The 25,618-nt window shown below is 40.5% G+C and carries 28 protein-coding genes; 21 read left to right on the top strand and 7 right to left on the bottom strand.

Annotated features, from left to right (window positions below):
- Positions 1–86: 86 nt before the first annotated feature.
- Positions 87–878: a crotonase/enoyl-CoA hydratase family protein gene (locus tag H5163_RS04630; protein ID WP_182716997.1), complete on the bottom strand. Its 792-nt coding sequence runs from the start codon at positions 876–878 to the stop codon at positions 87–89.
- 298 nt (positions 879–1,176) lie between these two features.
- On the opposite strand from H5163_RS04630, the gene H5163_RS04625 reads away from it, so the two are divergent.
- From H5163_RS04625 to H5163_RS04605, 5 genes are all read left to right on the top strand, one after another.
- Positions 1,177–2,343: an efflux RND transporter periplasmic adaptor subunit gene (locus H5163_RS04625; RefSeq protein ID WP_182731872.1), complete on the top strand. Its 1,167-nt coding sequence runs from the start codon at positions 1,177–1,179 to the stop codon at positions 2,341–2,343.
- 11 nt (positions 2,344–2,354) lie between these two features.
- A complete protein-coding gene (locus H5163_RS04620) occupies positions 2,355–5,465 on the top strand; it encodes an efflux RND transporter permease subunit (RefSeq protein ID WP_182734486.1) in 3,111 nt (1,036 codons plus the stop codon).
- Between the two features lie 113 nt (positions 5,466–5,578).
- Complete coding sequence (locus tag H5163_RS04615) at positions 5,579–5,899, top strand: HI1450 family dsDNA-mimic protein (RefSeq protein WP_145237630.1); 321 nt, start codon at positions 5,579–5,581, stop codon at positions 5,897–5,899.
- 61 nt (positions 5,900–5,960) lie between these two features.
- Positions 5,961–6,776: a DUF481 domain-containing protein gene (locus H5163_RS04610; protein WP_182731873.1), complete on the top strand. Its 816-nt coding sequence runs from the start codon at positions 5,961–5,963 to the stop codon at positions 6,774–6,776.
- Between the two features lie 16 nt (positions 6,777–6,792).
- Positions 6,793–7,245, top strand: a complete 453-nt coding sequence (locus tag H5163_RS04605; protein ID WP_145237622.1) for a hypothetical protein — start codon at positions 6,793–6,795, stop codon at positions 7,243–7,245.
- Positions 7,246–7,306: 61 nt separating this feature from the next.
- On the opposite strand, the gene H5163_RS04600 is transcribed toward H5163_RS04605, so the two are convergent.
- Both H5163_RS04600 and ygfZ read right to left on the bottom strand, forming a co-directional pair.
- A complete protein-coding gene (locus H5163_RS04600) occupies positions 7,307–7,792 on the bottom strand; it encodes a peptidylprolyl isomerase (protein ID WP_145237619.1) in 486 nt (161 codons plus the stop codon).
- Positions 7,793–7,804: 12 nt separating this feature from the next.
- Positions 7,805–8,716, bottom strand: a complete 912-nt coding sequence (ygfZ, locus tag H5163_RS04595) for a tRNA-modifying protein YgfZ (protein ID WP_145237616.1) — start codon at positions 8,714–8,716, stop codon at positions 7,805–7,807.
- Between the two features lie 130 nt (positions 8,717–8,846).
- On the opposite strand from ygfZ, the gene H5163_RS04590 reads away from it, so the two are divergent.
- Together H5163_RS04590 and H5163_RS04585 are read left to right on the top strand one after the other, a co-directional pair.
- Entirely contained in the window at positions 8,847–9,098 is a 252-nt protein-coding gene (locus H5163_RS04590) for a succinate dehydrogenase assembly factor 2 (protein ID WP_054205400.1), read from the top strand.
- A gap of 40 nt (positions 9,099–9,138) precedes the next feature.
- Positions 9,139–9,510 (top strand): hypothetical protein, encoded by a 372-nt coding sequence (locus H5163_RS04585; protein ID WP_310736638.1) that lies wholly within the window; start codon positions 9,139–9,141, stop codon positions 9,508–9,510.
- On the opposite strand, the gene nadB is transcribed toward H5163_RS04585, so the two are convergent.
- Positions 9,470–11,095 (bottom strand): L-aspartate oxidase, encoded by a 1,626-nt coding sequence (gene nadB / locus H5163_RS04580; protein WP_145237612.1) that lies wholly within the window; start codon positions 11,093–11,095, stop codon positions 9,470–9,472. The two genes, H5163_RS04585 and nadB, sit on opposite strands and share 41 nt — an antisense overlap.
- A gap of 263 nt (positions 11,096–11,358) precedes the next feature.
- Between nadB and rpoE the strand changes: the two genes are divergently transcribed.
- From rpoE to pdxJ, 10 genes are all read left to right on the top strand, one after another.
- On the top strand, positions 11,359–11,940 hold the full coding sequence (gene rpoE, locus H5163_RS04575; protein ID WP_145237609.1) for an RNA polymerase sigma factor RpoE: 582 nt from the start codon (positions 11,359–11,361) through the stop codon (positions 11,938–11,940).
- A gap of 1 nt (position 11,941) precedes the next feature.
- Complete coding sequence (locus tag H5163_RS04570) at positions 11,942–12,553, top strand: sigma-E factor negative regulatory protein (RefSeq protein WP_145237606.1); 612 nt, start codon at positions 11,942–11,944, stop codon at positions 12,551–12,553.
- Positions 12,554–12,557: 4 nt separating this feature from the next.
- Complete coding sequence (locus H5163_RS04565) at positions 12,558–13,514, top strand: MucB/RseB C-terminal domain-containing protein (RefSeq protein ID WP_182731874.1); 957 nt, start codon at positions 12,558–12,560, stop codon at positions 13,512–13,514.
- Positions 13,515–13,526: 12 nt separating this feature from the next.
- Complete coding sequence (locus tag H5163_RS04560; protein ID WP_182731875.1) at positions 13,527–13,976, top strand: SoxR reducing system RseC family protein; 450 nt, start codon at positions 13,527–13,529, stop codon at positions 13,974–13,976.
- A 69-nt stretch (positions 13,977–14,045) separates the two neighbouring features.
- Positions 14,046–15,833 carry a translation elongation factor 4 gene (lepA, locus tag H5163_RS04555; RefSeq protein ID WP_182731876.1) on the top strand — a complete coding sequence of 596 codons (1,788 nt, stop codon included), beginning with the start codon at positions 14,046–14,048 and terminating at the stop codon, positions 15,831–15,833.
- 39 nt (positions 15,834–15,872) lie between these two features.
- Positions 15,873–16,808, top strand: a complete 936-nt coding sequence (gene lepB / locus H5163_RS04550) for a signal peptidase I (RefSeq protein ID WP_145237597.1) — start codon at positions 15,873–15,875, stop codon at positions 16,806–16,808.
- Positions 16,809–16,810: 2 nt separating this feature from the next.
- Positions 16,811–17,488, top strand: coding sequence for a ribonuclease III (gene rnc, locus H5163_RS04545; RefSeq protein WP_145237595.1), 678 nt, complete (start codon positions 16,811–16,813; stop codon positions 17,486–17,488).
- Positions 17,478–18,410 carry a GTPase Era gene (era, locus tag H5163_RS04540; protein WP_145237593.1) on the top strand — a complete coding sequence of 311 codons (933 nt, stop codon included), beginning with the start codon at positions 17,478–17,480 and terminating at the stop codon, positions 18,408–18,410. The genes rnc and era overlap by 11 nt, the downstream gene beginning before the upstream one ends.
- Positions 18,411–18,427: 17 nt before the next feature.
- Positions 18,428–19,117: a DNA repair protein RecO gene (gene recO, locus H5163_RS04535; protein ID WP_182731877.1), complete on the top strand. Its 690-nt coding sequence runs from the start codon at positions 18,428–18,430 to the stop codon at positions 19,115–19,117.
- A gap of 62 nt (positions 19,118–19,179) precedes the next feature.
- Positions 19,180–19,911, top strand: coding sequence for a pyridoxine 5'-phosphate synthase (gene pdxJ / locus H5163_RS04530; protein ID WP_182731878.1), 732 nt, complete (start codon positions 19,180–19,182; stop codon positions 19,909–19,911).
- A gap of 69 nt (positions 19,912–19,980) precedes the next feature.
- Here the strand turns inward: pdxJ and H5163_RS04525 are convergent, their stop codons facing one another.
- Both H5163_RS04525 and H5163_RS04520 read right to left on the bottom strand, forming a co-directional pair.
- Positions 19,981–20,172, bottom strand: coding sequence for a hypothetical protein (locus H5163_RS04525; protein ID WP_149980895.1), 192 nt, complete (start codon positions 20,170–20,172; stop codon positions 19,981–19,983).
- A gap of 54 nt (positions 20,173–20,226) precedes the next feature.
- Complete coding sequence (locus tag H5163_RS04520; RefSeq protein ID WP_145237585.1) at positions 20,227–20,400, bottom strand: DUF1328 family protein; 174 nt, start codon at positions 20,398–20,400, stop codon at positions 20,227–20,229.
- Positions 20,401–20,919: 519 nt separating this feature from the next.
- Here H5163_RS04520 and H5163_RS04515 point away from each other — a divergent pair.
- The 4 genes from H5163_RS04515 to H5163_RS04500 all read left to right on the top strand — a co-directional run bounded on the left by H5163_RS04515 (position 20,920) and on the right by H5163_RS04500 (position 24,417).
- Positions 20,920–21,165 (top strand): OadG family protein, encoded by a 246-nt coding sequence (locus H5163_RS04515; RefSeq protein ID WP_182731879.1) that lies wholly within the window; start codon positions 20,920–20,922, stop codon positions 21,163–21,165.
- A 10-nt stretch (positions 21,166–21,175) separates the two neighbouring features.
- Entirely contained in the window at positions 21,176–22,960 is a 1,785-nt protein-coding gene (oadA, locus tag H5163_RS04510) for a sodium-extruding oxaloacetate decarboxylase subunit alpha (RefSeq protein WP_182731880.1), read from the top strand.
- Between the two features lie 11 nt (positions 22,961–22,971).
- Entirely contained in the window at positions 22,972–24,102 is a 1,131-nt protein-coding gene (locus tag H5163_RS04505; RefSeq protein ID WP_145237582.1) for a sodium ion-translocating decarboxylase subunit beta, read from the top strand.
- 138 nt (positions 24,103–24,240) lie between these two features.
- On the top strand, positions 24,241–24,417 hold the full coding sequence (locus tag H5163_RS04500; RefSeq protein ID WP_167542971.1) for a hypothetical protein: 177 nt from the start codon (positions 24,241–24,243) through the stop codon (positions 24,415–24,417).
- Positions 24,418–24,903: 486 nt separating this feature from the next.
- Here H5163_RS04500 and H5163_RS04495 read toward each other — a convergent pair whose 3' ends face one another.
- Positions 24,904–25,329, bottom strand: coding sequence for a hypothetical protein (locus H5163_RS04495; protein WP_182734484.1), 426 nt, complete (start codon positions 25,327–25,329; stop codon positions 24,904–24,906).
- Between the last annotated feature and the right edge of the window lie 289 nt (positions 25,330–25,618).

The following is a 25,618-nucleotide window of genomic DNA, read 5'->3' as shown; positions in this document are numbered from 1 at the left end:
TCACTACAGGTCGTATTATACTTCATCATATTTGCTTGTTGAAAACTATGCGACTTATTGCTTAGCGTTGATATTAAGTGAATTTGTTACCAACGTTTACTGTTTTGATACTCAATGTTATCGGCGCCTTTGGCTTTTGCAATGGCCTTTTTTGTATTGCTGTTAATAAGCAGACGAATTTGGCTAATGGTTTCTTTTGCTAAAATTTGTCTTCTTGGAGTGTTAAAACTTTGTTGAGTAACGCGTTTTATTGCCGCTAAAGTATCCGGTGAGCGAGCTAATAAGGTATTGATCATTGCTAAACAGCGTTGTTTTGGATCCGCATTTACTTCGGTTATTAACCCTAATTGCAGCGCTTTATCAGCACTAATAGGATCTGCATGACTGGCAAGCCACATGGCATCGTCACGTTTTAGTAAGCTAGGTAGTACAACATTTGCACCCATATCAGGGCATAGTCCCCAGCGCGCTTCCATAATGGCTAATTTAGCATCTGGGTGCACAATCCGATAATCAGCCCCAAGAGCTATTTGCAGGCCACCACCAAAGCAATTACCTTGGACGACTGCGAATACCGGCACACTTAGTGATTGCCAACCCAGCACAACTTGCTGCGCTAAATTACAGTTACCCGGCAACCATTTAAATAGCAACTTGGCAATATTTATGGGACTTTTCATAACGGCAGCAACATCCAGTCCAGCACAAAAATGCTCACCATCACCTTGAATAACGACAGCGCGGATAGTCGGGTCTTTTTTAATTTTTTTAATAATACTTGTCAGCTGTTTGAACATGACAAAATTCAACGCATTTTGTTTATCTTTTCGGGATAATGTAACGAAGGCGATTGCCTGTTGTGTTTCAAAGTTAATCATGTCAACTCCTCTGACCTGTTTCAGTTTAGCTTACGAGTTAATTGAATTGATGTAAAGCGTGGCTTTTTTTGAAAAACAAGCTGTTTTAGAGTCAGTTATTATTAACTTGAGATACAAATGATTACAAATTGGTCTATATTTTTAATCGAGTGGCTTGTTATATAATCAGCCAATAATAGCCTCTGAACGTAACTTGACGTTTAAGGATAATTTAAATACATACATAAAGGTAGTTGCGCAGCTACCAAGGAGATAAACCATGCTAAAAAGGTTCACGCCTAGCATTTTAGGAACTTACATGTCATTAGCGATCAAAGGGGTAGTTGGTACAACATTAATCGCTTTTTTAGCTGGTTGTTCAGATGATAACGCTACCAAACAAGTCGCTCCACCTCCCGCGGTTTCAGTATTTAATGTTGTTACCCAAGAGGTGGGGAATTATCGAGAGTTTGTTGCTCGCACGGAAGCTCATCAGGAAGTAAAAATTCGCGCTCGTGTTGAGGGGGAATTAATTGAACGTCATTTTGATGAAGGCTCATTTGTTGAAAAAGGACAGTTATTACTAAGAATTGACCCAAGTGAATACCAATCCTCTGTTGCTGAAATTGAAGCAGACTTAAAAAGTAAACTTGCTGGCGAAGATGGTGCGTCTCGTGATTTAAAACGCGGTAAAGAAGTTGCTGCACAAGGGTTTATTTCACAATCTGATTTAGATAAATTAACCACTAAATATGAGCAAGCCGCTGCTGCTGTTATTTCTGCAAAGGCCAGCCTTGAAAAAGCAAAATTAAATCTAAGTTACACCGAGATAAAAGCGCCGTTTGCAGGGCGTATCGGTAAGGTTAATTATGACGTAGGCAACATTGTTAGCCCTTCCTCAAATGAATTGGCGGAATTGACTGATGTGGATCCAATTTATGTTAACTTCCAGGTCGAAGAAGGCGATTACATTAGTTATCGTCAAAAACATCAAGATAGTGCTAATAACCCTCAAAATGTACCAATAGATTTATCCCTGCGTTTGCCAAATAACTCGGACTTGGGATCAAAAGGGCAGTTAGATTTTGCCGATACGAAAATTGATCGCAGTACTGGCACTGTTGAATTAAGAGCTACATTCGCTAATCCACAGAACATTATAATGCCAGGCTTATTTGTCACCTTAATTGTTGAAAGTAAAGATAAGCAACTGCAAGCACTTATTCCTCAAGCTGCAGTACAAGAAAATCAACAAGGTAAATTTGTATTAGTAGTGGGTGAAGATAATAAAGTTGCAACGCGTATTGTGCAATTAGGACGGCGTATAAATGCGATGTGGGTCGTTAAATCGGGTCTTGAAGAAGGTGAGCAAGTGATTGTTGAAGGTTTACAAAAAGTACGTCAAGGGGTCGAAGTTAAACCAGTCGAAAAAAAGGTCGATCACACCACAGGTACAATTTCTAGCCAACCAGACGCTGCAAACTAAAGGAAACGCACATGATAAGTAAAACGTTTATCGCGCGGCCTAAATTTGCCCTAGTCATTTCGATAGTGATTACGCTAGCGGGTTTGATTTCCATGGGTTTGCTGCCAGTTAATATGTATCCCGAGATTACTCCACCGCAAATACAGATCACCGCAGTTTACCCAGGTGCCAGTGCGCAAATAGTGGAAGAGTCAGTGGTCAGGCCCATTGAAGAGCAAGTCAATGGTGTCAAAGATATGATGTATATCGAGTCCAGCTCCAGTAATAATGGCACGGCTACGATTACGGTATACTTTAAGGTGGGCACGGATACTGATATTGCTCAAGTAAATGTGCAAAACCGTGTTGCCTTAGCTGAACCGGGGTTACCCAGCGAAGTAACCCGCCAAGGTGTATCGGTTAAGAAAAAATCCAGTTCAATGTTATTGGGTATTAACTTGTATTCTAGCCAAGCAAACATTGATGCCATTTTTTTAAGTAACTATGCAACAAACTACTTAACTGAACCGCTGGGCCGAATTAAAGGCGTGGCATCGGCTGAAGTTATGGGTGAGAAAACCTACTCAATGCGATTGTGGTTACGCCCAGATAAAATGGCGGCGTTAGGGCTGACAGTAGGCGAAGTTAGGGCGGCATTACAAGAGCAGAACACTATAGTTGCAGCTGGTAAGTTAGGTGCGGCACCGAGCTCACCAAGTCAGCAGTTTGAATATTCAATTCAGGCTAAAGGGCGTTTAAAAACTCCAAATGAATTTGGCCAAACAATTATTCGTGCTAATCAAGATGGTAACTTTGTACGTTTGACTGATATTGCTCGCATTGAACTTGGCTCAGCAGATTACAGCACTACAGCTAAGTTAAACCAGCAAGATACTGCTTTTATAGTTATTTACCAATTAACAGATGCCAATGCAACGCAAGTGGCAAGTGATGTTAAAGCCACCATGGCAGAGCTTGCTAAGCAATTACCAGATGGTGTTGAATACTCAATACCATACGATACGACAGAGTTTATCAATCGCTCAATCGAAGAAGTGATTGTTACATTATTTCAAGCTGTTGGCCTGGTTGTTTTAGTGGTGTTTTTGTTTTTACAAAATTGGCGCGCGACACTTATTCCAACTATTGCCATTCCAGTATCGTTGGTGGGCACGTTTGCTTTTATGATGGCTATGGGTTACTCAATTAACTTAATCACCTTATTTGGTTTAGTGCTAGCGATCGGTATTGTGGTAGATGATGCAATTATTGTAATTGAGAATGTTGAGCGGATCCTCAAAGAAGAAAAGCTGCCGATTAAAGAGGCTGTCACTAAAGCGATGGAGCAAGTAACCGGGCCTATAATTGCGACCACCCTAGTTTTATTAGCTGTATTTGTGCCAGTAGGCTTCATGCCAGGTATTACTGGGGAGCTTTATAAGCAGTTTTCTGTAACGATTTCGTTTGCGGTATTAATTTCGTCCGTTAACGCATTAACCCTAAGCCCAGCTTTATGTGCCTTATTGTTAACTGAAAAGTCAATGAAACCGATAAAATGGCTGGCGCCAGTTGAAAAAGGCATTGTTAAATCAACCTCCATCTATTCTAAAATTATCCACTTTATTCTAAAACGCTCAGCGAGAATGGCTATTTTTGCCTTAGTTATTTTTGTAGCGGCAGGTTGGCTTGCTAAAAGCGTTCCAACAGGCTTTGTCCCAGCCGAAGACCAAGGCTTTGTATTTGTAGATGTGCAATTACCAGATGCGGCGGCTTCGGGACGCACTGTTGATGTGATGCATAAAATAGGTGACATTATTAAACAAGAACCAGCTGCAACCGATTTTATTGCTGTATCCGGTTTTTCTTTGATTGGCGGGGCGGGTTCAAATAATGCTTTAGGTATTGTTATTTTAAAAGACTGGGAAGAGCGCACCAGTACTGAACTTGGCTTAAAGTCAGTGATTGGTCGTTTGATGGGAAAAATGTGGACTATGCCTGATGCGCAGATAATGGTATTTAACCCGCCGCCAATTCCTGGTTTGGGTAATAGCGCTGGTTTTGAGTTTCGTCTGCAAGACAGTGAAGGCCGAGATCCTATTGAGTTGGCACAAGTACTTAATGGGCTGGTATATGAAGCGAACCAACATCCAAGCTTGAGTAATGTGTACAGTACTTTTAGAGCAAATGTACCGCAGTACTTTTTAGAGATAGATCGCAATAAAGCTAAAGCTCAAGGGGTTGCATTAAGTGACATATTCTTAACGCTGCAAGCCCAGCTCGGTTCATTATATATTAACGATTTTAATCAGTTTAGCCGTACTTACAAAGTAATCATGCAAGCTGAGAGTGAGTTCCGTAAAAATCCCTCAGACTTGCAGCATTATTTTGTGCGTAACAATGAAGGTGACATGGTGCCATTAACGACACTTGCTAAACTTGAACCAATTCTTGGGCCAACAACCCTCAAGCACTTTAATTTATATCGTAGTGCGAGTATTAGTGGTCAAGCAGCTGCGGGGTTCTCAAGTGGTGATGCAATAGCTGCCATGGAAGAGCTAGCTAAGCAGTTACCTAATGGCTATGTATTTGAATGGGCAGGGCAATCTAAACAAGAAATTGAAGCTGGCAATATGGCACCGTTGCTATTTGCTTTGGCCGTTCTATTTGTTTACTTGTTCTTGGTTGCACAATATGAAAGTTGGACGATCCCTTTTTCAGTTATAGCAGCGATTCCACTGGCAATGTTTGGTGCAATGTTAGCGTTATACGTTTTGGGTATAGAAAATAATATTTATGCGCAAGTAGGCTTAGTACTGCTTATAGGTATGTCGACCAAAACTGCAATCTTGATTGTAGAATTTGCGATGGAAGAGCGGCTTGCAGGTAAGAGTATTTTTGATGCGGCTCTTAGTGCAGCTAAAATGAGGTTTCGTGCGGTATTAATGACGGCTCTTTCATTTGTATTAGGTGTATTACCGTTAGTATTTGCAACTGGCGCTGGAGCGGGAAGCCGTGTATCGCTGGGTGTCACTGTGCTAGCCGGCATGTTAGCAGCGACTATATTGGGTACTTTGTTGGTGCCGTTATTTTATAGTTTGGTGCAGTCAATGCGCGAAAAAATAAAGGGTACAGCGACTTCATAAGCGTAAAATAAGCTTTGTATAAAAAAAGTCAGGGAAACCTGGCTTTTTTTTGTCAAAAATTTGCTGAGGTTTGATACTATATCTGGCATTAGCATCATGAAAGGTTTATGGCAATGACAGGACCCCGTTTATACAGTGAAGAAGAAGTAACGCATCAAGCTTACGATATCTTTTTAGAGTTAGCCCCAGATAACCTTAGTGAGCAAGATGTTGATGATTTTAACCAGCATCGAGAAGAGCTTGGCTTTATTGAAGAAGGCGAGCCTGATGATCAATGGCAAGATTTTGTTGCATTAGAAATAGAGCCAGAATTATTTATTCAGGTGTTAGTGGGACTTGAATTCGATAATCAAGATATTCTATTTGCTAAAATTTTGATTAGCCGTGATAAAGATGCGCCGTTTTGTCATATATTATGGAAAGATAGCGAATAATCTAGATGCAGTATCTTAGTGAAAACAGCCTTGTTTTAAATATCAACACAGTGAGCGAACAGTGATTAGGTTACTGCTGTTGTTGGGCTGCCTGCTTAGCTTTAAAGTCTGGGCAGTTGATCCTTTTGAAGACTTTCATGAGTATGGTCAACTCTCAGATGAAGAGATCCATAAAATCCATCAAGGCGAACTATTATACGGCGATACTGAATTTGGACTTATTGTTAGTCGCGGTAATACTAACTCGACCAGTTTTAAGTTCAAAGGTAACTTATATCAAGACCTTGATAAATGGCGTAATCAATTCAAAATAGATAGTTTATATAAACGTGATCGTAACGATGCTACTGGTAATGATGAAGTCTCGGCAAACCGTATATTTTTCTCTGCGCAGGGCAACTATAAAGTTGGGGTAAAAAACGCCTCATTCTTTATGTATGGTGATTATGAAGAAGATGAATTCAGTGGTCTTGAGTTTAAAAGTACGCTTGCGGCAGGTTATGGTAACCGTTTGTATCAAGGGGTAAAAAACCAAGTTGATTTTGATATAGGGCCTGGTTTATACCGCTCGGTGGCGCAAGATGATGCTGAGCTTGAAGATGAGCAAGACAAAACCAAAACCGGCTATTTATTACGTTTAGCACTGCAGTGGGAGCGAACTGTCTCGACTCGAACACGTTTCAATCAAGATTTAAGTATTGAGCAATCATTGTCAGGATTAAACTCACGATTAAAGTCAGAAACATCATTGATCAGCCAAGTGATGGGTGCTATATCATTAAAGTTTACTTATTTATATCGTTATAATTCTAAGCCGGAAGACGACAAGTTAAAGTTTGATTCAGAACTAAGTGCGACATTAGTTTATAGTTTTTAATATTTTAGAGAGTGTTATGTATCAGCATAAGCAATTTGCACTGTTCATTTTTGTTATTCTAAGCTGGATTGCCAGCTTTGTTGGTTTAGCTTGGTATTTAATTGGTGCCGATATGCCGTTAATGGTATTTGCAGCGATTTTAGTGCTGGTGGGTTTTTTGTTCCATGGTTTAACCATTAAAGTTGATGACAGCCAAATTAGCTGGGGTTTTGGTCCTGGTGTGTTTGGTGATAAGTTGCAGCTAGTGGATATTATTGAAGCTAAAGCAGTAGAAAATTCTTTTCGTCATGGTATTGGCTTACGTATTACCCATGATGGTTGGGTATACACAGTGTCAGGATTTAGCGCAGTACAGCTAACTTTAAAAGATGGTAGCCAATATCGCTTGGGAACTAACGACCAAGATGGTTTACTGGCAGCGTTGGCGGGTAAGATAAGCGAGCCAATAGCAGAGCCTACACTCGTTTGATTAAATTATAGATATAAAAAAAGCGCAGTAGCGCTTTTTTTATTGTCGGTTTAAGTCGATATTAGTGATCGTGACCACAGCCGCCATCACCATGAACATGGCCATGCTCTAGTTCGTCTGCTGTTGCATCACGCACTTCAAGTATTTCTACATCAAAGTTTAAAGTGATGCCAGCGAGTGGGTTATTACCATCAACAATTACATCTTCTTCTTGAATATCAATGATCATTACAGATTGATCGCCGTCATCTGTTGAGGCACGAAATTGCATACCAACTTCAATTTCCATACCTTCAAACATCGACTTTGGTACTGCTTGCATCAGATCATCATGGCGTTCGCCATAACCTTGCTCTGGTGGCACAGTAACACTGAGTGTGTCGCCCGCTTTTTTACCTTGTAGGGCATCTTCTAGGCCTTGAATTAAGTAACCGGTACCAACGATAAAGATTAGTGGCTCACCATCAAATGAGTTATCGATAGAGTTTTTGTCATTATCCATGACTGAATAATGCATTTTTACCACTTTATTTGTTGCAACGATCATAGTCACTCCTATTTATTCGTCTTCGAGAGAGTAGGGTAGAGGAAGGATTGATAGCTCTACCGTTGGGGCATGTTTTGCACGCAGTAACTGACTAGGTTCACTGTCGTTTGGCAACACAACAAGGCCAAATAAGGTTTTACTTTGTTGATTGTAGGCTTGGCTTATTAATTTGCCAGCACGACGCCAGTTTTCACCCATTTGGGTTTCAAGCTCTGGCTCTGCTAATTCTCCATCGCTGTGCCCTGATACGATATACATAGCGCGTTTATTTTTACCAAGGTATTTCATGCGGGCAACGGTTTCTTGGCCTGTGTAACAGCCTTTACGAAAGCTTACTCCACCGATTGCTTGCAGGTTAACCATTTGTGGTACGTATTCACCGAGTGCCGCTTCATTGAGCTCAGGCTCACCCGCTAAAATACTATGTTGGTGCCACAGCGCGTCGTTTTCAAGGGCGATAACCTCATCAGGCAGTGAAAATTCATCATTAACCATCAGTAAAATGCGGTTTTTTGCTAATTTTAGTGCTTTACCATGACTAAAATCGCAAGCGCTATCTTGCTCATTAAAATGAATGTTCAACGCATTTAAGGTTGCAGCTAGATCATCACCGATTAAACCAATTAACTTGCTGGTAGCAGCTTGTATTTCAACTTTTGAAAACACCGCATACTTTTTTAATTCCGTTAAAGATTGAGTGGTTTCAACCGCTGATGCTGCTAAATAGTAACTATCCTGATAAGCAAATAACTTTGCTACACTCCATAATTTACCTTTGGCATTACAGTGCCCAGCCCATAAGAAGTTGGTTTGGTTGAGCTTATTAATATCTTGGGTAATTTGGCCATGAAGGTAGGCGAGTTTATCAACACCGCTAATGCGGATCAGCTGATGTGATAAAGGGCATGCGTGTACTGTTGACATAAAAACCTGCTTTACAATAAATGTAGGCGCGTATAATACCGTAGTTAGCGCTGCTGGTATAGATGCATAAATAGCTGTTTATTCAGGTGCAATTTGTTAAACTGCTAAGTAACTTAGTACGAGGTAAAAAATGACTGAAATTCACAATAAAGCGCGTATCCGCTGGGCTTGTCGCCGCGGCATGTTAGAACTAGATGTGTTATTTATGCCATTTGTAGATGAGGCATTTGATTCGTTATCTGTACAGCAGCAAGCTGTTCTTCAACGTTTGCTAGAAGCGGATGATCCCGATCTATTTGCGTGGTTTATGGGCCATCAAGAATGTAAAGATCCTGAGCTTAAACAGATGGTACAACTGATTTTAGACCGAGTTCGTGTATAGGTTTAGGGTTACTAATAATGTTCCAGACCACAGGCCTTTTGTGGTCTACTTTAGCTTGTTCGCAGTGTGTTATAGCTTATTTTTAACTAGCATATTAGCGCAATTTATTTGTGTCGCCAGTAGTACTGTTTTTGGCTATGTGAGTTGGCACTGGTATAAAAAATTCCATCCTCAGCAAGGCGTTTTTATATTAGATTCTACGCAATGTCGTTTTGAAAATAATACGCTAAAAATAAATGGCCATATCAGTAACAAAAGCCGTGTTTATCAAAGCAGTGTTTGGTTATATATTAATGGCTTTGCAAGCTCCCACTGGCTGATTATTAATGCCAGCGGGGTTGATGAACTGAGTTTTGTGCGCTTGAAACGTCTTACTTTGGCTGCTCGTCATGAGCAAGCGGAGTTAAAATAGTGGGCGTTGGATTATCATTTAACTGTGGGTAGTCAATCGTATAATGCAAGCCTCTGCTTTCTTTTCGCTCCATTGCACTGCGAATTATAAGCTCTGCTACTTGCACTAAATTACGCAGTTCAAGCAAGTTATTCGAAACGCGGAAGTTTGCATAATAATCACGAATTTCTTGTTGTAGTAATTCAACTCGGTGTAACGCACGTTCTAGGCGTTTAGTTGAACGCACAATGCCAACATAGTCCCACATAAATAGTCTTAGTTCATGCCAATTATGGGTGATCACCACTTCTTCATCTGAGTTAGTTACGCGGCTTTCATCCCACATCGGCAGCACTTTTAATGCTGGACTATGTTGTATTTTTGCTAAAATATCTTTTGCTGCGGCGTGCGCGAACACAATGCACTCTAGTAATGAATTACTGGCCATGCGATTAGCGCCATGTAGCCCCGTATAAGCGACTTCGCCTACCGCATATAAGTTATCTAGATCGGTCTTGCCGTTAAAGTCAGTCATTACTCCACCACAGGTATAATGTGCCGCAGGAACCACTGGAATTGGATCTTTAGTGATATCGAGCCCGACACTTAAGCATTTTGCATAAATGGTCGGGAAATGCTCAATAATAAAGTCTTTATCTTTATGACTGATATCTAAATACACACAGTTAGCACCTAGGCGCTTCATCTCAAAATCGATAGCGCGGGCAACAATATCGCGTGGTGCGAGCTCTTCACGCTCGTCAAAGTCTTTCATGAATCGTGTGCCGTCAGGGCGCTTTAAATAAGCACCTTCACCGCGCATCGCTTCGGTGATCAGAAAGTTTTGTAGCTCTGGGTGATATAAACTGGTCGGGTGGAATTGGTTAAATTCCATATTAGCTACTCTACAACCTGCCCGCCAAGCCATGGCGATACCATCACCACTGGATACATCAGGGTTGGATGTGTAAAGGTATACTTTACTGGCACCACCGGTTGCTAAGGCTACAAACTTAGCTGAAATTGTTTCGACTTTCTTTGCCGCTCGGTTCCACATATATACGCCATGGATATGTTTACCGTTTTGGCCTAATTTTTTATCACCAATTAAATCTATTGCGTTGTATTGTTCTAATAAGGTGATTTCTGGGTGCGCTTGTACTTGGCTTATTAGCGTTGTTTGCACTGCTCGGCCGGTAGCATCTGCAGCGTGCAAAATTCGACGATGGCTATGGCCGCCTTCACGGGTTAAATGAAAGCGCTCTTTGCCTTTGCTATCAAACTCCATATCAAAAGGCACGCCTTGCTCGATTAGCCATTGCAAGCAATCATGGGCATTACTAGCGGTGTATTGCACGGCGGCTTTGTCACATAAACCACCACCGGCATCTAAGGTGTCTTGTACGTGAGATTCAATGCTGTCATTCTTTTTATCAAACACGGCAGCAATGCCGCCTTGTGCATAAAGTGTGGAACCTTCCGTCAATTCACCTTTACTGATCACGGTAACTTTACAGTGATTAGCTAAAGATAATGCTAATGAGAGGCCAGCTGCGCCGCTGCCAATAATAGCGACATCCGTGATATGGTGTTTATTTTGGTTCATGTCCGTGGTCTTTGCGGTTACAATGCCCAGATACTAATGTATAAACAGTAATGAGCAAATAATAATATTATGATAGGCGTATATGTATCATATTTGGCGCGACACTATTAGTGATTTTCAACTTTCGCCAACATATTTATATGCTATTTTATAAAAAAATAATATTAAACAGAACTTTTCATTCATGCAGCAGTCAGAGTATTTGTAAACAATGGCAGGATATGAATGACAAGCAATAATCAGACAGAGGAGTACCGGCTCGAATGAGCGAGCAGGATTTGGATTTAGCGCTAGTAAAAAGGGTCCAGCAGGGCGATAAAAATGCCTTCAATCTTTTAGTAAAGAAGTATCAGAACAAAATAGCCGGTTTGATTTCACGTTATGTATCAAATCAAGGCGATATTGCTGATGTTGCTCAAGAAGCTTTTATTAAAGCATACCGCGCACTTCCAAACTTTAGAGGGGACAGTGCCTTTTATACTTGGTTATACCGTATCGCCGTTAATTGTGCTAAAAATTACTTAGTGGCTCAGGGCCGCAAACCGCCAGCAAATGATATAGATGCTGACGATGCAGAGTTTTATGAAGGGTCTGATGCAATGCGTTCAAATGCATCCCCTGAAAACTTGCTACTAAGCGAAGAAGTTCGCGCAGTGATTTTTAACACCATTGATAGTTTGCCTGAAGATCTTAAAACCGCGATCACTCTACGAGAAATCGAAGGGATGAGCTATGAAGAAATAGCCGTGGTGATGGATTGCCCAGTCGGGACGGTGCGTTCGCGTATTTTCCGTGCCCGTGAAGCAATAGATAACAAATTAAACCCATTAATAGGCGAGTCTTAATATGACAAAAGCACACGTTAACAAGTTGGATAATCAGCATCTATCCGCATTACTTGACGGCGAACAATCATTAACTGATGAGGTTATTGCCCAGCAAGATGCGGCAACCTTAGGACGTTATGCGCTAATAGGTGACGTAATGCGTGCTGAGTCAGAAGATGCTTTCGTCTTTGATATAAGCGATAGTGTTGCGCAAGCGCTGGAAAGTGAACCAGTTTATGCTGATTTCACACAATCTGCGTCACAACCTGCACCATTGGCTGCCACGGGCACCGATAACGTAGTGGCGTTTAACTGGCGCAAACCAGTTGCACAACTTGCAATTGCAGCAAGTGTTGCCATGTTTGCAATTGTTGGTGTACAAACATTGCCACAAGGTGAAAACTCACCTAGCAATGAAATTCCGATGTTACAAACAACACCAGTAACAGGAATGGCATCACCAGTTAGCTATTCGTCAGAACCCGCTTTACAAAATGCAGAGCAAGGTTTGCGTGAGTTACAGCAACAGCGTATTGGCGCGTTAGTATTAGAACATCAACGCCAAGCACGAGTTGCATATTCATTAGAAAAAGCTCACACTGAGGCGCAAGCCGAAGAGGAAAAAAACTAATTAAATGAAAGTAATTACTTTTATTTTGTCGTTGGTATTAATGGCTCCAGCCTTTGCTGACGACGAAAACCCCGCAAAAGAGCTTCTGCTCAAAATGGCTGACGCCGTTCATAATCGTAACTTTGACGCATCATTTGTGGTCGTCAAAGGGAAGACAATGGAACCATATCGTTGGTTGCATGCAAAACAAGGTAATACAGAACTCGAGCATTTGAGCTTACTCAATGGCGCAGGCCTTGAAATGGTTCGTATTGATGATCAAGTTACTTATTTTGAGCCACAGTCTGAACCTTATTCAATAGATACTGATTCTATAGCAGGCCCAATCCCAGAAGTGTTATTCAAAGATGTTGAGCGTTTAAGCCAACATTACGATTTTGTGCTCGGTGGTAAAGGCCGTATTGCAGGGCGTGCTGCGCAGCTTGTGCGTATCGAATCAAAAGACGAGTATAAGTTTAATTATTGGCTGTGGCTTGATGCTGAGTCATCGCTATTACTAAAATCTGCTTATGTTAATCATGCCGGTGAGATGTTAGAACAACTACAGTTAACCCATATTAGTGTAACCGAAGAGCCCGCTGCGTTATTACTTGAAATGCTAAATCGTAAGTTTCCAACGCCATTACCAGCAGCGGCAATTACCAAAAATGAAGCAAGTACAGAAAGTAATAATTGGCAAATAGGCTGGTTACCGGAGGGGTTTAGTTTGTTAAAATCAGACCGTCATAAGCTTGATTTGAACAATGAACTGACGGATTATTATTTATACTCAGATGGTTTTGTCGAAATTTCAGTGTTTGTACAAAGACCATTACCTGGTCGCAGGCCAAGCGGTGCATTGTCATCCGGTGCCACGACAGTATATGTGCATAATAGCGGTAGTTTTGATGTGTCAGTGGTGGGGAATATTCCAGCAATGACTGCAAAAGCAATTGCTGAATCGGTTGCAAGACCCTTGTAATATAAGCTGATAATGATAGAACAAACCCTTACAGTGGTGTCGATTCAAGGCGCCACTGCGCATTTAGAAGCCCAACAAAAGCAAGCCTGTGAAGGGTGCAACGGCCGTTGTGGTTCTCAAATATTTAGTAAGTTATTTGGCACTGCTAAAAAAACCTTCCCCTATCGCTTTGAAATCCCTGTTGTGGTTGGGCAAAAAGTAACCCTAGCACTGGATGATAGCCACATGGTAAAGCATGCTTTTGCAGTGTATATGTTGCCTTTGGTATTAAGTCTGGTATTTGCGTTAGTGGCTGCTGAGGTTTTTTCTGTGCCTGAATGGTTGCAAATCATTGCCGCTATAGGTGGTGGTTTTACTGGCTTTGGCATTGCTAAAAGCCGAGTGAAAAGCCTAAAGCATGATGTTAAAGTAATAAAAATTCACCCAATTAGCCTCCCTTTAACTCAAATAGATGGTGATTGAAGCCAATTAAATGTAAAATTGCGGCTTTATACACTCAGTCCATTAAAATAGAAGTTTAGAATCCAGTTTATGAAGCATATCCGTAATTTTTCGATCATCGCCCATATTGACCACGGTAAATCGACCCTTTCAGATCGTTTGATCCAAGTTTGTGGTGGTTTAACAGACCGCGAAATGCAAAAGCAAGTATTGGATTCAATGGATATTGAGCGCGAGCGTGGTATCACCATTAAAGCGCAAAGTGTAACTCTAAATTATAAAGCCAACGACGGTGAAACTTACCAACTTAACTTTATCGACACCCCGGGACACGTTGACTTTACTTATGAAGTATCGCGCTCGCTGGCAGCGTGTGAAGGTGCATTATTAGTTGTTGATGCCGGTCAAGGTGTTGAAGCGCAAACTCTAGCGAATTGTTACACTGCCATCGAAATGAATTTAGAAGTAATTCCGGTATTAAACAAAATCGATTTACCACAAGCTGATCCACTTCGTGTAGCCGAAGAAATTGAAGATATTATTGGTATCGATGCCCTAGATGCCGTGCAATGTAGCGCTAAAACAGGTGTGGGTATTGCCGAAGTTCTTGAAATGATTGTTAAGGACGTACCGCCACCAGTGGGTGATAAAGACAAACCGCTACAGGCGCTTATCATTGACTCATGGTTTGACCCGTATCAAGGTGTTGTATCGCTGGTGCGTATTAAGCACGGTGAATTAAGAACGGGCGACAAGATAAAAATTATGTCGAACGAGCATATACACACTGCAGATCAGGTTGGTGTTTTTACACCAAAGCAAACCAACACCGGTATTTTAAGAACTGGTGAGGTAGGTTTTGTTATTGCGGGTATTAAAGAAATACATGGTGCGCCAGTAGGTGACACTATTACCCATCAAAAAAATGCAGCACCTGAGCGCTTACCGGGCTTTCAAAAAATTAAACCACAAGTTTATGCCGGTATGTTTCCAATTGCCTCGGATGAGTATGAATCTTTCCGTGATGCGCTTAATAAACTTAGCTTAAATGATGCGTCGTTATTCTTCGAACCAGAAAATTCAACAGCACTTGGCTTTGGCTTTCGCTGTGGTTTCTTGGGCATGTTGCACATGGAAATCATTCAAGAGCGTTTAGAGCGTGAATATGATATTGACTTAATTACCACCGCACCAACGGTAATTTATGAAGTTGTAACTAAAGAGGGTACGATTCAGATTGATAACCCATCTGATTTACCTGCTGTAAACGATATTTTAGAAATTCGTGAGCCCGTTGTTGAAGCTAATATTCTTGTACCACAAGAGTACTTAGGTAGCGTTATTACGCTTTGTATTGAAAAGCGTGGTATGCAAACTAAGATGAACTATCACGGTAAGCAAGTCGCTGTTACTTATGAACTGCCAATGGCAGAAGTGGTGATGGACTTTTTCGATAAGTTAAAGTCAACCAGTCGTGGTTTTGCCTCGCTGGATTATAACTTTAAGCACTTTCAAACATCAGACATGGTGCGCGTTGATATATTAATCAATGGTGAGCGCGTTGATGCGCTTGCGATTATTGTTCACAGAGACAGCGCGCAATCGCGTGGTCGTCAATTAGCTGATGCGTTGAAAGAACTTATCCCTCGTCAAATGTTTGATATAGCAATTCAAGCGGCAATTGGCGCGCATGTTATTGCTCGTACCACTGTTAAGCAATTACGTAAAAACGTAATTGCGAAGTGTTATGGTGGCGACGTGAGTCGTAAGAAAAAGCTACTTCAAAAGCAAAAAGATGGTAAAAAACGTATGAAGCAACTAGGCAATGTTGAAGTGCCTCAAGAAGCATTTTTAGCGATTCTTAAAGTTGGTAAGTAAGTTTCTTAACCAAATTACGTAAGATAAAGGATTTAATGCATGGCAGGTTATTTTTCAATATTTTTAGTTTTGTTAACTCTAGGCTCAGGCTTAATTTGGTTAATTGACCATTTTATGTTTGCACCAAAAAGGCAGCAACGCTTAGCTCTTGCGCAAAGCTCTGCTGGCGGCGAGCTTGATGAAGAAACTGCAGCATTAATTGCGCCAGAACCGACGATTACTGAAACGGCAAAATCAATTTTTCCGATGATTGCGGCTATTACGATTTTTAGATCGTTTATATTCGAGCCGTTTCAAATACCATCAGGTTCAATGATGCCGACACTATTAGTTGGCGATTTTATCTTAGTACAGAAATATTCGTATGGCGTGAAAGACCCTGTTTGGCGCACTCAATTAGTTGATGTTGCAGAGCCTGAACGTGGTGATATTGTGGTATTTAAATACCCATTAGACGAACGTATTGATTATATTAAACGTGCGATTGGTTTACCGGGTGATAAAATCGTTTACCGCGATAAGCGTTTATACATTCAGCCAAATTGCGAGCAAGGACAAACACAACAAGGTGACTTATTGTGTAATGAATTTAATAAAATTGATATGGAGATCATTAATCGCGATGAATTTAAGCAAGGCTCTATGGATTTAGTCCGGTTAGATGAAAATTTGACTACGCTAAAACATAATATTTTAATTAACCCTGAAGCGCTGGAAATGAAAGGGCGTTACTATCAACAACCGGGTACACGTTCTGATGAATGGGTAGTGCCGGCTGATCATTATTTTATGATGGGTGATAACCGCGATAACAGCCAAGATAGTCGCGTATGGGGCTTTGTGCCAAAAGAAAACTTGGTGGGTAAAGCTGTCTTTATATGGATGAGTTTTGAATTTGAGAATGGCCCAGATGACATTTTACCAGGCTGGGTTCCAACTGGTGTTCGTTTTGAACGCCTAGGTAATATTCAGTAACAATGAAAAAAAATGTAACAGAGTTATATAGCAAAATAGGGTATACCTTTATTGATCAAGTATTGCTTGAGCAGGCGATGACCCATCGCAGCCATAAAGGACAACACAATGAACGCTTAGAGTTTTTGGGCGATTCCATTTTAAGCTTTGTCATTGCCAATGCTTTATATAGTAAGTTCCCCAAAGCGCGTGAAGGCGATCTTAGCCGCATGCGTTCAACGCTTGTGCGTGGACAAACCTTAGCTGAATTTGGTTTAGAGTTTGGCCTAGGTGATTACTTACGCTTAGGGCCGGGTGAACTTAAAAGTGGTGGTTTTAGACGTGAATCAACTTTAGCTGATGCGGTTGAAGCAATTATTGGTGCGGTATTTTTAGATGCTGGCATTGATGTTTGTGGAGACTTGATTTTGGCGTGGTACGAATCTCGCCTTGATGCCATTTCGCCAGGTTTAAACCAAAAAGATCCTAAAACATTACTACAAGAATACTTACAAGCCCGCAAATTACCTTTGCCAGGCTATACTGTAGTAGATACTAAAGGTCAGGCACACAATCAAACGTTCACGGTTGAATGTATTGTTGAAGGTATGGATAGCATCATCTCAGTTGGCAGTTCTCGTCGTAAAGCTGAACAAAAAGCCGCTGAAAAAGCGTTGAAGATACTTAAAAATGAATCTTGATACATTGATCCAACCGCACACGCGTGATTTAGATACTTTTTGTGGCATGGTCGCTATTGTTGGCCGCCCAAACGTTGGTAAATCTACCTTGCTTAATGAAATTATTGAGCAGAAAGTAAGTATTACCTCGCGTAAACCGCAAACCACACGCCACCGTATTATGGGTATTCATACTGTAGGTAAGCACCAAGCCGTGTATGTTGATACACCAGGCCTGCATGTTGAAGAAAAGCGTGCCATTAACCGTTTAATGAACCGTGCTGCTTCAAGTTCATTAGGTGATGTTGAGCTAGTTATTTTTGTTGTTGAAGGTACTCATTGGAATGCTGACGATGAAATGGTGCTTAACAAAGTAAAGCAAAATGGCAAACCAGTATTACTTGTGATGAACAAAATTGATCAAGTAAAAGACCGTGACCTTGTGCTACCGCATATGAAGTGGTTAGGCGAAAAGTTTGATTTTGTTGGCATTATGCCAGTATCTGCGACTCAAGGTAAAAATATCAACCTGATCAAAGATGAAGTAACTAAGCGTTTACCACCGTGTGAATTTTACTTCCCTGAAGATTACGTAACAGATCGTTCAATGCGCTTTATGGCAGCCGAAGTGATCCGTGAAAAGTTGATGCGCTTTATGGGTGAGGAGCTTCCTTACTCAGTTACCGTTGAAATTGAGCAGTTTAAATGGCAAGAAAATGGCATTTGGCATATCAATGGCTTGATTTTAGTTGAGCGTGAAACGCAAAAACGTATGGTTATTGGTAATAAAGGCGAAAAGCTTAAAGTGATTGGCCGCGAAGCCCGTAAAGATCTCGAAGAAATGCTTGATAATAAAGTGTTTTTAGAACTTTGGGTGAAGGTTAAATCAGGTTGGGCTGACGACGAGAGAGCACTTCGCAGTTTAGGCTATGGTGAAGATTAATAGCCTAAGCGATATTTATGGATAGCGACTTCTACACGGCATATTTATTACACCGACGTCCTTTTAGTGACTCACAAGTAATGCTTGATATGTTAGTAGAAGGCGTTGGCCAGTTGCGCATGCTGGCGCGAATTAGCGGTCGCCAAGCAACAAAATACAAAGCTCAGTTACAACCCTTCCAAGCTTTACTGGTAAATTATACCGGTAAACACGACCTGAAATATATCCAACGATTTGAACTACATGGCACGCAATCCACACTAGTTGGGGATCAGCTTTATTGTGGGTTTTACCTCAATGAACTAACCAACCGCATTGTACCAATTAATGAACCAATTGATCATGCCTATCAATTGTATAAAACTCACCTACAACAGCTTAACCAGCACCCTAACTTACAAGCTGTATTACGTTCTTATGAATTTCAATTATTAGAATTATTAGGCTATGGCGTTGACTTTAGTTTTGATGCCGCAGGCGATCCAATTTCGGCAGAGCAAACGTATAGTTACTTTGCTGAATACGGCTTTGTTGCCCAAGAAAATCAAGGCAGTGGCTTTTCTGGCGCGCAGTTAAATGCAATTGCAGATCATGACTTTAGTGCGCCGGATGTGTTATATATGGCGAAACAATTAAGTCGTCATTTAATGAAGCCTTTATTAGGCAAAAAACCATTAAAAAGTCGCGAGCTGTTTATATCCAAATAGTTTGGGTATTCACCAACAATCTTAATACGGTATTTTTAACCGTTATTTTTACAGGTAAAAAAATGAAAGATATTCTTTTGGGTATAAACGTTGATCATATTGCTACCTTACGCCAAGCTCGGGGTACAAGTTACCCAGATCCAGCACATGCTGCGAGTGTTGCTGAGCATGCTGGCGCTGATGGGATCACTATTCATTTACGTGAAGACCGTCGTCACATTCAAGATCGTGACGTGTATGTGATGGCTAAAACAATCCAAACACGAATGAACCTTGAAATAGCGGTTACAGATGAAATGATTGATATTGCTTTAGATGTTAAGCCAGCTTATGTTTGCTTAGTACCAGAAAAACGTGAAGAGTTGACCACCGAAGGCGGTTTAGACGTTGTTGGTAATCTAGATAAGATTAAAGCCGCGACAGCAAAATTAACTGACGCCGGTATAAAAGTGTCGTTATTTATCGATGCAGACAAAGCACAACTAGATGCAGCTACAGCCTGTAATGCCCCATATGTTGAAATTCATACTGGCGCTTATGCGGATGCGCAAACTGATGCTGAGATACAAAAACAACTTGAGCATATTCATCAAGGTGTAAAGTATGCAGCAAGTTTGGGTTTGATAGTAAACGCCGGCCACGGACTTCATTATCATAACGTGAAACCGATTGCTGCTATGAAAGAGATTTACGAACTAAACATTGGTCACGCAATTATAGCGCGTGCAGCCATAGATGGATTAGATAAAGCAGTACGTGACATGAAGCGACTAATGCTAGAAGCGAGAGCTTAATTTTAACTTCTCTTAAAATGCAAAAAACGACTCAAAAGAGTCGTTTTTTATTATTTGTATCTAACTGGATTAACAGTTAGTTTCTTTAGCGTTAACGCCTTCTTTTACTTCTTCACAGGCGTCTTCTACTTTGTTTTGTACGTCGGTTACAGCTTCATCGATGCGTTCACCGGCCTCTTCTGCATGATTGTCTTCACAACCCATGATAAAAAAACTAGCGAATAAAGCGATCACAGCAGTTTTAATAGTTGTCGATTTCATAATGTAATTCCTTGTAAAATTAATAAATGTGTTGTTATTTAAAATAAATTGTTATCACTTAGGGACATTGCCGCGCAACGCACCTGAAACGAGTGAAATAACTAACAATACAATAAAGATAAAAAAGATAATCTTAGCAATTCCTGCTGCGGCACCTGCGATACCACCAAAACCTAACACTGCAGCAATAAGCGCAATAACTAAAAATGTAATTGTCCAGCGTAACATTGTCGTCTCCTTGGTTTGTTAATTTGTTCAGAGTAAATAATGCCAGTTACATGCCATGTGTTTAAATCCTTTATTATCAATTGGATAGTGTTTATTTTATTTATTTTCATGAATTAGGTGGGAATTATTTACAGCTTTATCTGTAACTTATACTCGGCGTCCTGGAAAATAAATATTTCAGCATGATTTTTTGGTAAGACCAATTTCATGTTGAGTGCTTTTTCATTAATTTAACAGTTGTTGAGTAGTTCGGTTGGTAAGTTATTAAGGTGCAGATTAGATTTCACTTATAAGTTATAGCTATATTCAGTATTTTTATCATCTATATCCTATTAAATTATAGTAAAAAGCAGTGTGTTAACTTTGCTGAAGATATGTTAGCTTTATATTAATTGGTTTTACCAATTTACAAAGTGTTGGACTTGGTCTGTTTCTTTGATATGATTATTGCATAAATATTTAAATAAAGTGATTTTTTACCTATCTTTCGGGTGGGTAAGAATACTCAGGGGGGGCAGAATGGATATAGGTCAATTACTTGCTACTGCAGCAAACTTAATGCTCACTGGGATGGTGGGAGTTTTCGTTTTTCTTTCGTTGTTGATTGCAGCAATTACCGCTATGTCTAAATTAGCGAGCCGCTTTGAACAGCCGGTTGTAATGCCAACGCGGACACCATCGATCAAAGCACCCGGTGTACCAAGTGAACACATCGCTGCGATAAGTGCTGCCATAGCTCAGTACAAAAATAAACAAAAACTATAAGGGATGACTTGTGGCTAAATTAAAATTAACAGAATTAGTACTTAGAGACGCGCATCAATCATTATTAGCAACGCGTATGCGTTTGGATGACATGCTACCGATTGCACAAAAATTAGATGATGCAGGTTACTGGTCGATCGAATCATGGGGTGGGGCTACTTTTGATTCATGCATTCGTTATTTGGGTGAAGATCCTTGGGAGCGTATTCGTGCTCTTAAAAAAGCTATGCCAAATACTAAACAGCAAATGTTATTACGTGGTCAAAACCTTTTAGGCTATCGTCATTATGCAGATGATGTTGTTGAAAAATTTGTAGAGCGAGCGCACAAAAATGGTGTTGATGTGTTTCGTATTTTTGATGCGATGAACGATGTTCGTAATCTTGAAACGGCTATTAAAGCTGCGATTAAAGTTGGCGCACATGCACAAGGTACAATTTCGTACACAGTAAGCCCGGTTCATACACTTGATATGTGGTTAACGCTTGCCAAGCAGCTTGAAGAGTTAGGCTGTCATTCAATTTGTATTAAAGATATGGCTGGTTTGCTTAAACCATACGATGCAGAAGAGTTAATCAAAGCGTTAAAAGAAACAGTCTCTATCCCAATTGCAATGCAGTGTCATGCCACAACAGGTTTAAGTACTGCTACTTACCAAAAAGCGATTGATGCAGGTATTGATATGCTTGATACCGCAATTTCATCAATGAGTATGACTTACGGACACAGCGCAACTGAAACGATTGTATCGATTGTTGAAGGTACTGAACGTGATACTGAGCTGGATTTAAATCAACTCGAAGAGATTGCTGCTTATTTCCGCGATGTTCGTAAAAAATATGCCGCGTTTGAAGGCAGCTTAAAAGGTGTTGATGGCCGTATTTTATTAGCGCAAGTGCCTGGTGGCATGTTAACTAATATGGAAAACCAGCTTAAAGAGCAAGGTGCTGCGGATAAATTGAATGAAGTATTACTTGAGATCCCACGTGTACGTGAAGACTTAGGTTATTTACCGTTAGTTACACCAACATCACAAATTGTTGGTACACAAGCAGTATTAAATGTATTGACGGGCGAGCGTTATAAAACTATCACCAAAGAAACTGCCGGAGTGCTAAAAGGTGAGTATGGCGTAACTCCTGCGCCGATGAATAAAGAATTACAAGAGCGCGTACTTAATGGCGCAGAAGTCATTACTTGCCGCCCAGCTGATTTATTGCAACCAGAACTAGAAATACTCCAAGCTGAGTTATTAAAAGAAGCAAAAGAGCAAGGCTTAAGCTTAGCGGATGAGCAGATTGATGACGTGTTAACGTATGCATTATTCCCACAAATTGGGTTAAAATTCATTAAAAATCGTAATAACCCAGATGCTTTCGAAGCTGTACCAAGTGCTGAATCTGCTAATAAAGAACAACCAGTTAGTAATAAAAAAAGTAACAGCAACACAGTAAAAGCAGAGCAGTACAGCGTAAAAGTAGATGGTAAAGTTTATGATGTAGTGGTTGCACAAGGCGGTGAGCTTAAAGAAGTAACACTTAAAGATAGTGAGCATATTCCACAATCGGCGTCAGTTGCTTCCGGCGAAACACTTAACGCTCCACTTGCTGGTAACATCTTTAAAATCAAGGTGAAAGCGGGTCAAACGGTAAATGAAGGCGATGTAGTGATCATCATGGAAGCGATGAAAATGGAAACTGAAATTCGTGCAACCCACACCGGTACTATTGCTGAAATTCTTGTTGCTGAAGGTGATTCAGTGGCAACGGGTGACGCTATGATAGCACTAGCTTAGGAGCGCAGAGGATGGAAGCATTATTAAACCTCTGGCAAGCAACAGGTATTGCTAATTTTACATTTCCTGCGCTTATTATGATCGCAGTAGGGTGTTTATTGTTGTATCTGGCAATTGCGCGCAACTTTGAGCCGTTATTATTATTACCAATTGGCTTTGGGGCAATATTAACAAATATCCCCGTAGCTGGCTTATCAGACCCCGGTGGTTTGCTGTATTACGTTTATCATATTGGGATTGATACCGGTGTATTCCCATTATTAATATTTATGGGTGTTGGTGCACTCACTGATTTTAGTGCCTTGATAGCTAATCCTCGTATGTTATTGCTAGGTGCTGCAGCTCAGTTTGGTATTTTTGCAACCTTGTTTGGCGCAATTTTACTAAACTATGTACCAGGTTTTGAGTTTTCTTTACAAGATGCGTCAGCAATTGCGATTATAGGTGGTGCAGATGGCCCGACGGCAATCTTCTTAGCCTCAAAACTTGCTCCTGATTTATTGGGTGCTATCGCCGTAGCTGCATACTCATATATGGCGTTGGTGCCAATTATTCAGCCGCCAATTATGCGGGCTTTAACCACACCAGAAGAACGTAAAATTCAAATGCCACAGTTACGCACCGTATCAAAAAAGGAAAAAATTATTTTTCCGTTAATGGTATTGAGTTTAACGATTTTGTTTTTACCTGCAGCAACGCCACTGGTAGGCATGTTCTGTTTAGGAAACTTGATGCGAGAGTCTGGTGTGGTTGACCGTTTAAGTAATAGTGCACAAAACGAGATCATAAATATCACCACTATTTTCCTTGGTTTAGCTGTAGGCTCTAAGCTTGCTGCAGATAAGTTTTTAACCGTAGAAACAATTGGTATTTTGGTACTCGGCGCCTTGGCTTTTGCAATTGGTACAGCTTCAGGTGTATTTATGGCAAAAGGTATGAACAAGTTCTCTAAATCACCAATCAATCCACTCATCGGCGCGGCTGGTGTATCAGCTGTGCCAATGGCTGCACGCGTAGTTAATAAAGTGGGTCTGGAGAATAATCCGCATAATTTCTTATTAATGCATGCAATGGGACCAAATGTTGCGGGAGTACTGGGTAGTGCTGTGGCTGCAGGTATCTTGTTAGCACTGGTAGGTTAAATAAATCATTAAACTATACCCAGCGAGCTGAGTATGGTGGGTAACTTTTACTTCCAACCGACTGCGCAGTATTTACTGCGCTTTTTTTTGCTTGCATATTGGGTATACTCGATAGATATTTTATTAAATAGGAATGGTATGAATATCTTCGTGATTTTAATTTCACTGTTTGTTGCATTAATCATCCTTGTGCCACTACTTGAAAAGTATCAGTCTAAAATGGGCCTAGATGGTGCGACTAAATACGCCAAATACATCTGGCCATTAGTGATGATTTCATTGGTTGTGCAATTGATTTATGTGTTGGTGAGATAGAGCGTAGCCGTCAGTTTTAAGGTTCAGGGCAGCTAGAAGCAGTAAGTTGCCCAGCGTTAAAATTGCCTGCGTAGGTTGTGGTTGAACACCCCGAAACCCAACGAAAAATATCCTGCCAGTCTGCATCAATGCACAGCATTATCGGATGTCTTAAATGCAATAACTGACGATTCATGAACCATTATGTGTGAAGTCAAACTTTTAGCTTGTACTATTTAGCCTCAACAGGTTTAAAATCATCGATAGATATTTGGATACATATTCAGCATGAGAAATAAATCGCTTCTCCGTCCTTGTTGTCCTACTTATTCAATAAATTTCATTGCTGTTGCAAGTGAGTTTGCAGATGAAGTACTTAACATGTTTTTTGACTAATAAGTCATGTAATTCTTGGTTGTCTAGTTTCATACAGAATCATTGATGGGGGCACAATGACAAAGCCAGTCAAAACTAAACGTAGCAAAAGGGTTCCGTATGACAAACTTGTTAGGCATCTGCAAGGTTATTGACACGAATAGCTCCCATGTGAAGTCCGTATACAATTGAGAGTTTACTTTTGGTGTTATGAAAAAATATCATATAGGCAGTGTTATTTGGCTCACCATACTCTTCCTTGCTGCCGTAATATTCCAAAAACCAATTAAGCTTCTCCGCCTTTTCATTCTCACTGCTATTAAACTGATCTGTGAGATAGTTTATGTATGAAACCCTATCATTCGCAAAGCCTACGTGAATACGAGTTACGTCATTTTCAACAACAAATTCAAAATCTATGTCTTTTTTACTTGAATCTTCAATCCTTTCTACTGATGAGAAAGTCGATAGCTTTCTGAATACTTTATCAGGAGTTAAATCCAACTCTATGATTGGGAATTCGGGCTCAAACTTTACCTTTTTGAAGATGTTAAACATAGGGTTGCCTAATAATTTTATCTACGACATTTGTCGTTTTATAAACCGACAAATCTCCATATTACGATGTATTTATCTTAGTCATCAAATAAACAGCTGTATATAATTAGTAACTTCGTTTCACTTTTCTAAATGCAGCAATACACCCAAATGGTAGAGAGCAGTAACATTGGACAAAATTCAAGCTGCTATTGATGTATACAGTTAGTTGCTGATTAGTTTTGTTTTACTGTAAATTAACGCGTGACTATTTTATCGGGGTCAGAACACACAATCTTATGGCTACAGA

This window comes from Pseudoalteromonas sp. SG44-8 (assembly GCF_014164125.1).
Taxonomy (GTDB): Bacteria; Pseudomonadota; Gammaproteobacteria; order Enterobacterales; family Alteromonadaceae; genus Pseudoalteromonas; species Pseudoalteromonas rhizosphaerae.
This window is presented reverse-complemented; position numbering and strand designations above follow the sequence as displayed.

Coding starts and splice junctions, on each gene's coding strand:
- recO (WP_182731877.1), top strand. CDS start 18,428: ATGGATAGCGACTTCTACACGGCATATTTATTACACCGACGTCCTTTT.
- H5163_RS04570 (WP_145237606.1), top strand. CDS start 11,942: ATGACAAAAGCACACGTTAACAAGTTGGATAATCAGCATCTATCCGCA.
- H5163_RS04525 (WP_149980895.1), bottom strand. CDS start 20,172: ATGAAATCGACAACTATTAAAACTGCTGTGATCGCTTTATTCGCTAGT.
- ygfZ (WP_145237616.1), bottom strand. CDS start 8,716: ATGTCAACAGTACACGCATGCCCTTTATCACATCAGCTGATCCGCATT.
- rnc (WP_145237595.1), top strand. CDS start 16,811: ATGAAAAAAAATGTAACAGAGTTATATAGCAAAATAGGGTATACCTTT.
- H5163_RS04520 (WP_145237585.1), bottom strand. CDS start 20,400: ATGTTACGCTGGACAATTACATTTTTAGTTATTGCGCTTATTGCTGCA.
- H5163_RS04495 (WP_182734484.1), bottom strand. CDS start 25,329: ATGTTTAACATCTTCAAAAAGGTAAAGTTTGAGCCCGAATTCCCAATC.
- nadB (WP_145237612.1), bottom strand. CDS start 11,095: ATGAACCAAAATAAACACCATATCACGGATGTCGCTATTATTGGCAGC.
- lepA (WP_182731876.1), top strand. CDS start 14,046: ATGAAGCATATCCGTAATTTTTCGATCATCGCCCATATTGACCACGGT.
- H5163_RS04625 (WP_182731872.1), top strand. CDS start 1,177: ATGTCATTAGCGATCAAAGGGGTAGTTGGTACAACATTAATCGCTTTT.
- H5163_RS04515 (WP_182731879.1), top strand. CDS start 20,920: ATGGATATAGGTCAATTACTTGCTACTGCAGCAAACTTAATGCTCACT.
- H5163_RS04505 (WP_145237582.1), top strand. CDS start 22,972: ATGGAAGCATTATTAAACCTCTGGCAAGCAACAGGTATTGCTAATTTT.
- H5163_RS04600 (WP_145237619.1), bottom strand. CDS start 7,792: ATGATCGTTGCAACAAATAAAGTGGTAAAAATGCATTATTCAGTCATG.
- H5163_RS04620 (WP_182734486.1), top strand. CDS start 2,355: ATGATAAGTAAAACGTTTATCGCGCGGCCTAAATTTGCCCTAGTCATT.
- pdxJ (WP_182731878.1), top strand. CDS start 19,180: ATGAAAGATATTCTTTTGGGTATAAACGTTGATCATATTGCTACCTTA.
- era (WP_145237593.1), top strand. CDS start 17,478: ATGAATCTTGATACATTGATCCAACCGCACACGCGTGATTTAGATACT.
- H5163_RS04560 (WP_182731875.1), top strand. CDS start 13,527: ATGATAGAACAAACCCTTACAGTGGTGTCGATTCAAGGCGCCACTGCG.
- rpoE (WP_145237609.1), top strand. CDS start 11,359: ATGAGCGAGCAGGATTTGGATTTAGCGCTAGTAAAAAGGGTCCAGCAG.
- H5163_RS04605 (WP_145237622.1), top strand. CDS start 6,793: ATGTATCAGCATAAGCAATTTGCACTGTTCATTTTTGTTATTCTAAGC.
- H5163_RS04590 (WP_054205400.1), top strand. CDS start 8,847: ATGACTGAAATTCACAATAAAGCGCGTATCCGCTGGGCTTGTCGCCGC.
- H5163_RS04630 (WP_182716997.1), bottom strand. CDS start 878: ATGATTAACTTTGAAACACAACAGGCAATCGCCTTCGTTACATTATCC.
- lepB (WP_145237597.1), top strand. CDS start 15,873: ATGGCAGGTTATTTTTCAATATTTTTAGTTTTGTTAACTCTAGGCTCA.
- H5163_RS04565 (WP_182731874.1), top strand. CDS start 12,558: ATGAAAGTAATTACTTTTATTTTGTCGTTGGTATTAATGGCTCCAGCC.
- H5163_RS04615 (WP_145237630.1), top strand. CDS start 5,579: ATGACAGGACCCCGTTTATACAGTGAAGAAGAAGTAACGCATCAAGCT.
- H5163_RS04500 (WP_167542971.1), top strand. CDS start 24,241: ATGAATATCTTCGTGATTTTAATTTCACTGTTTGTTGCATTAATCATC.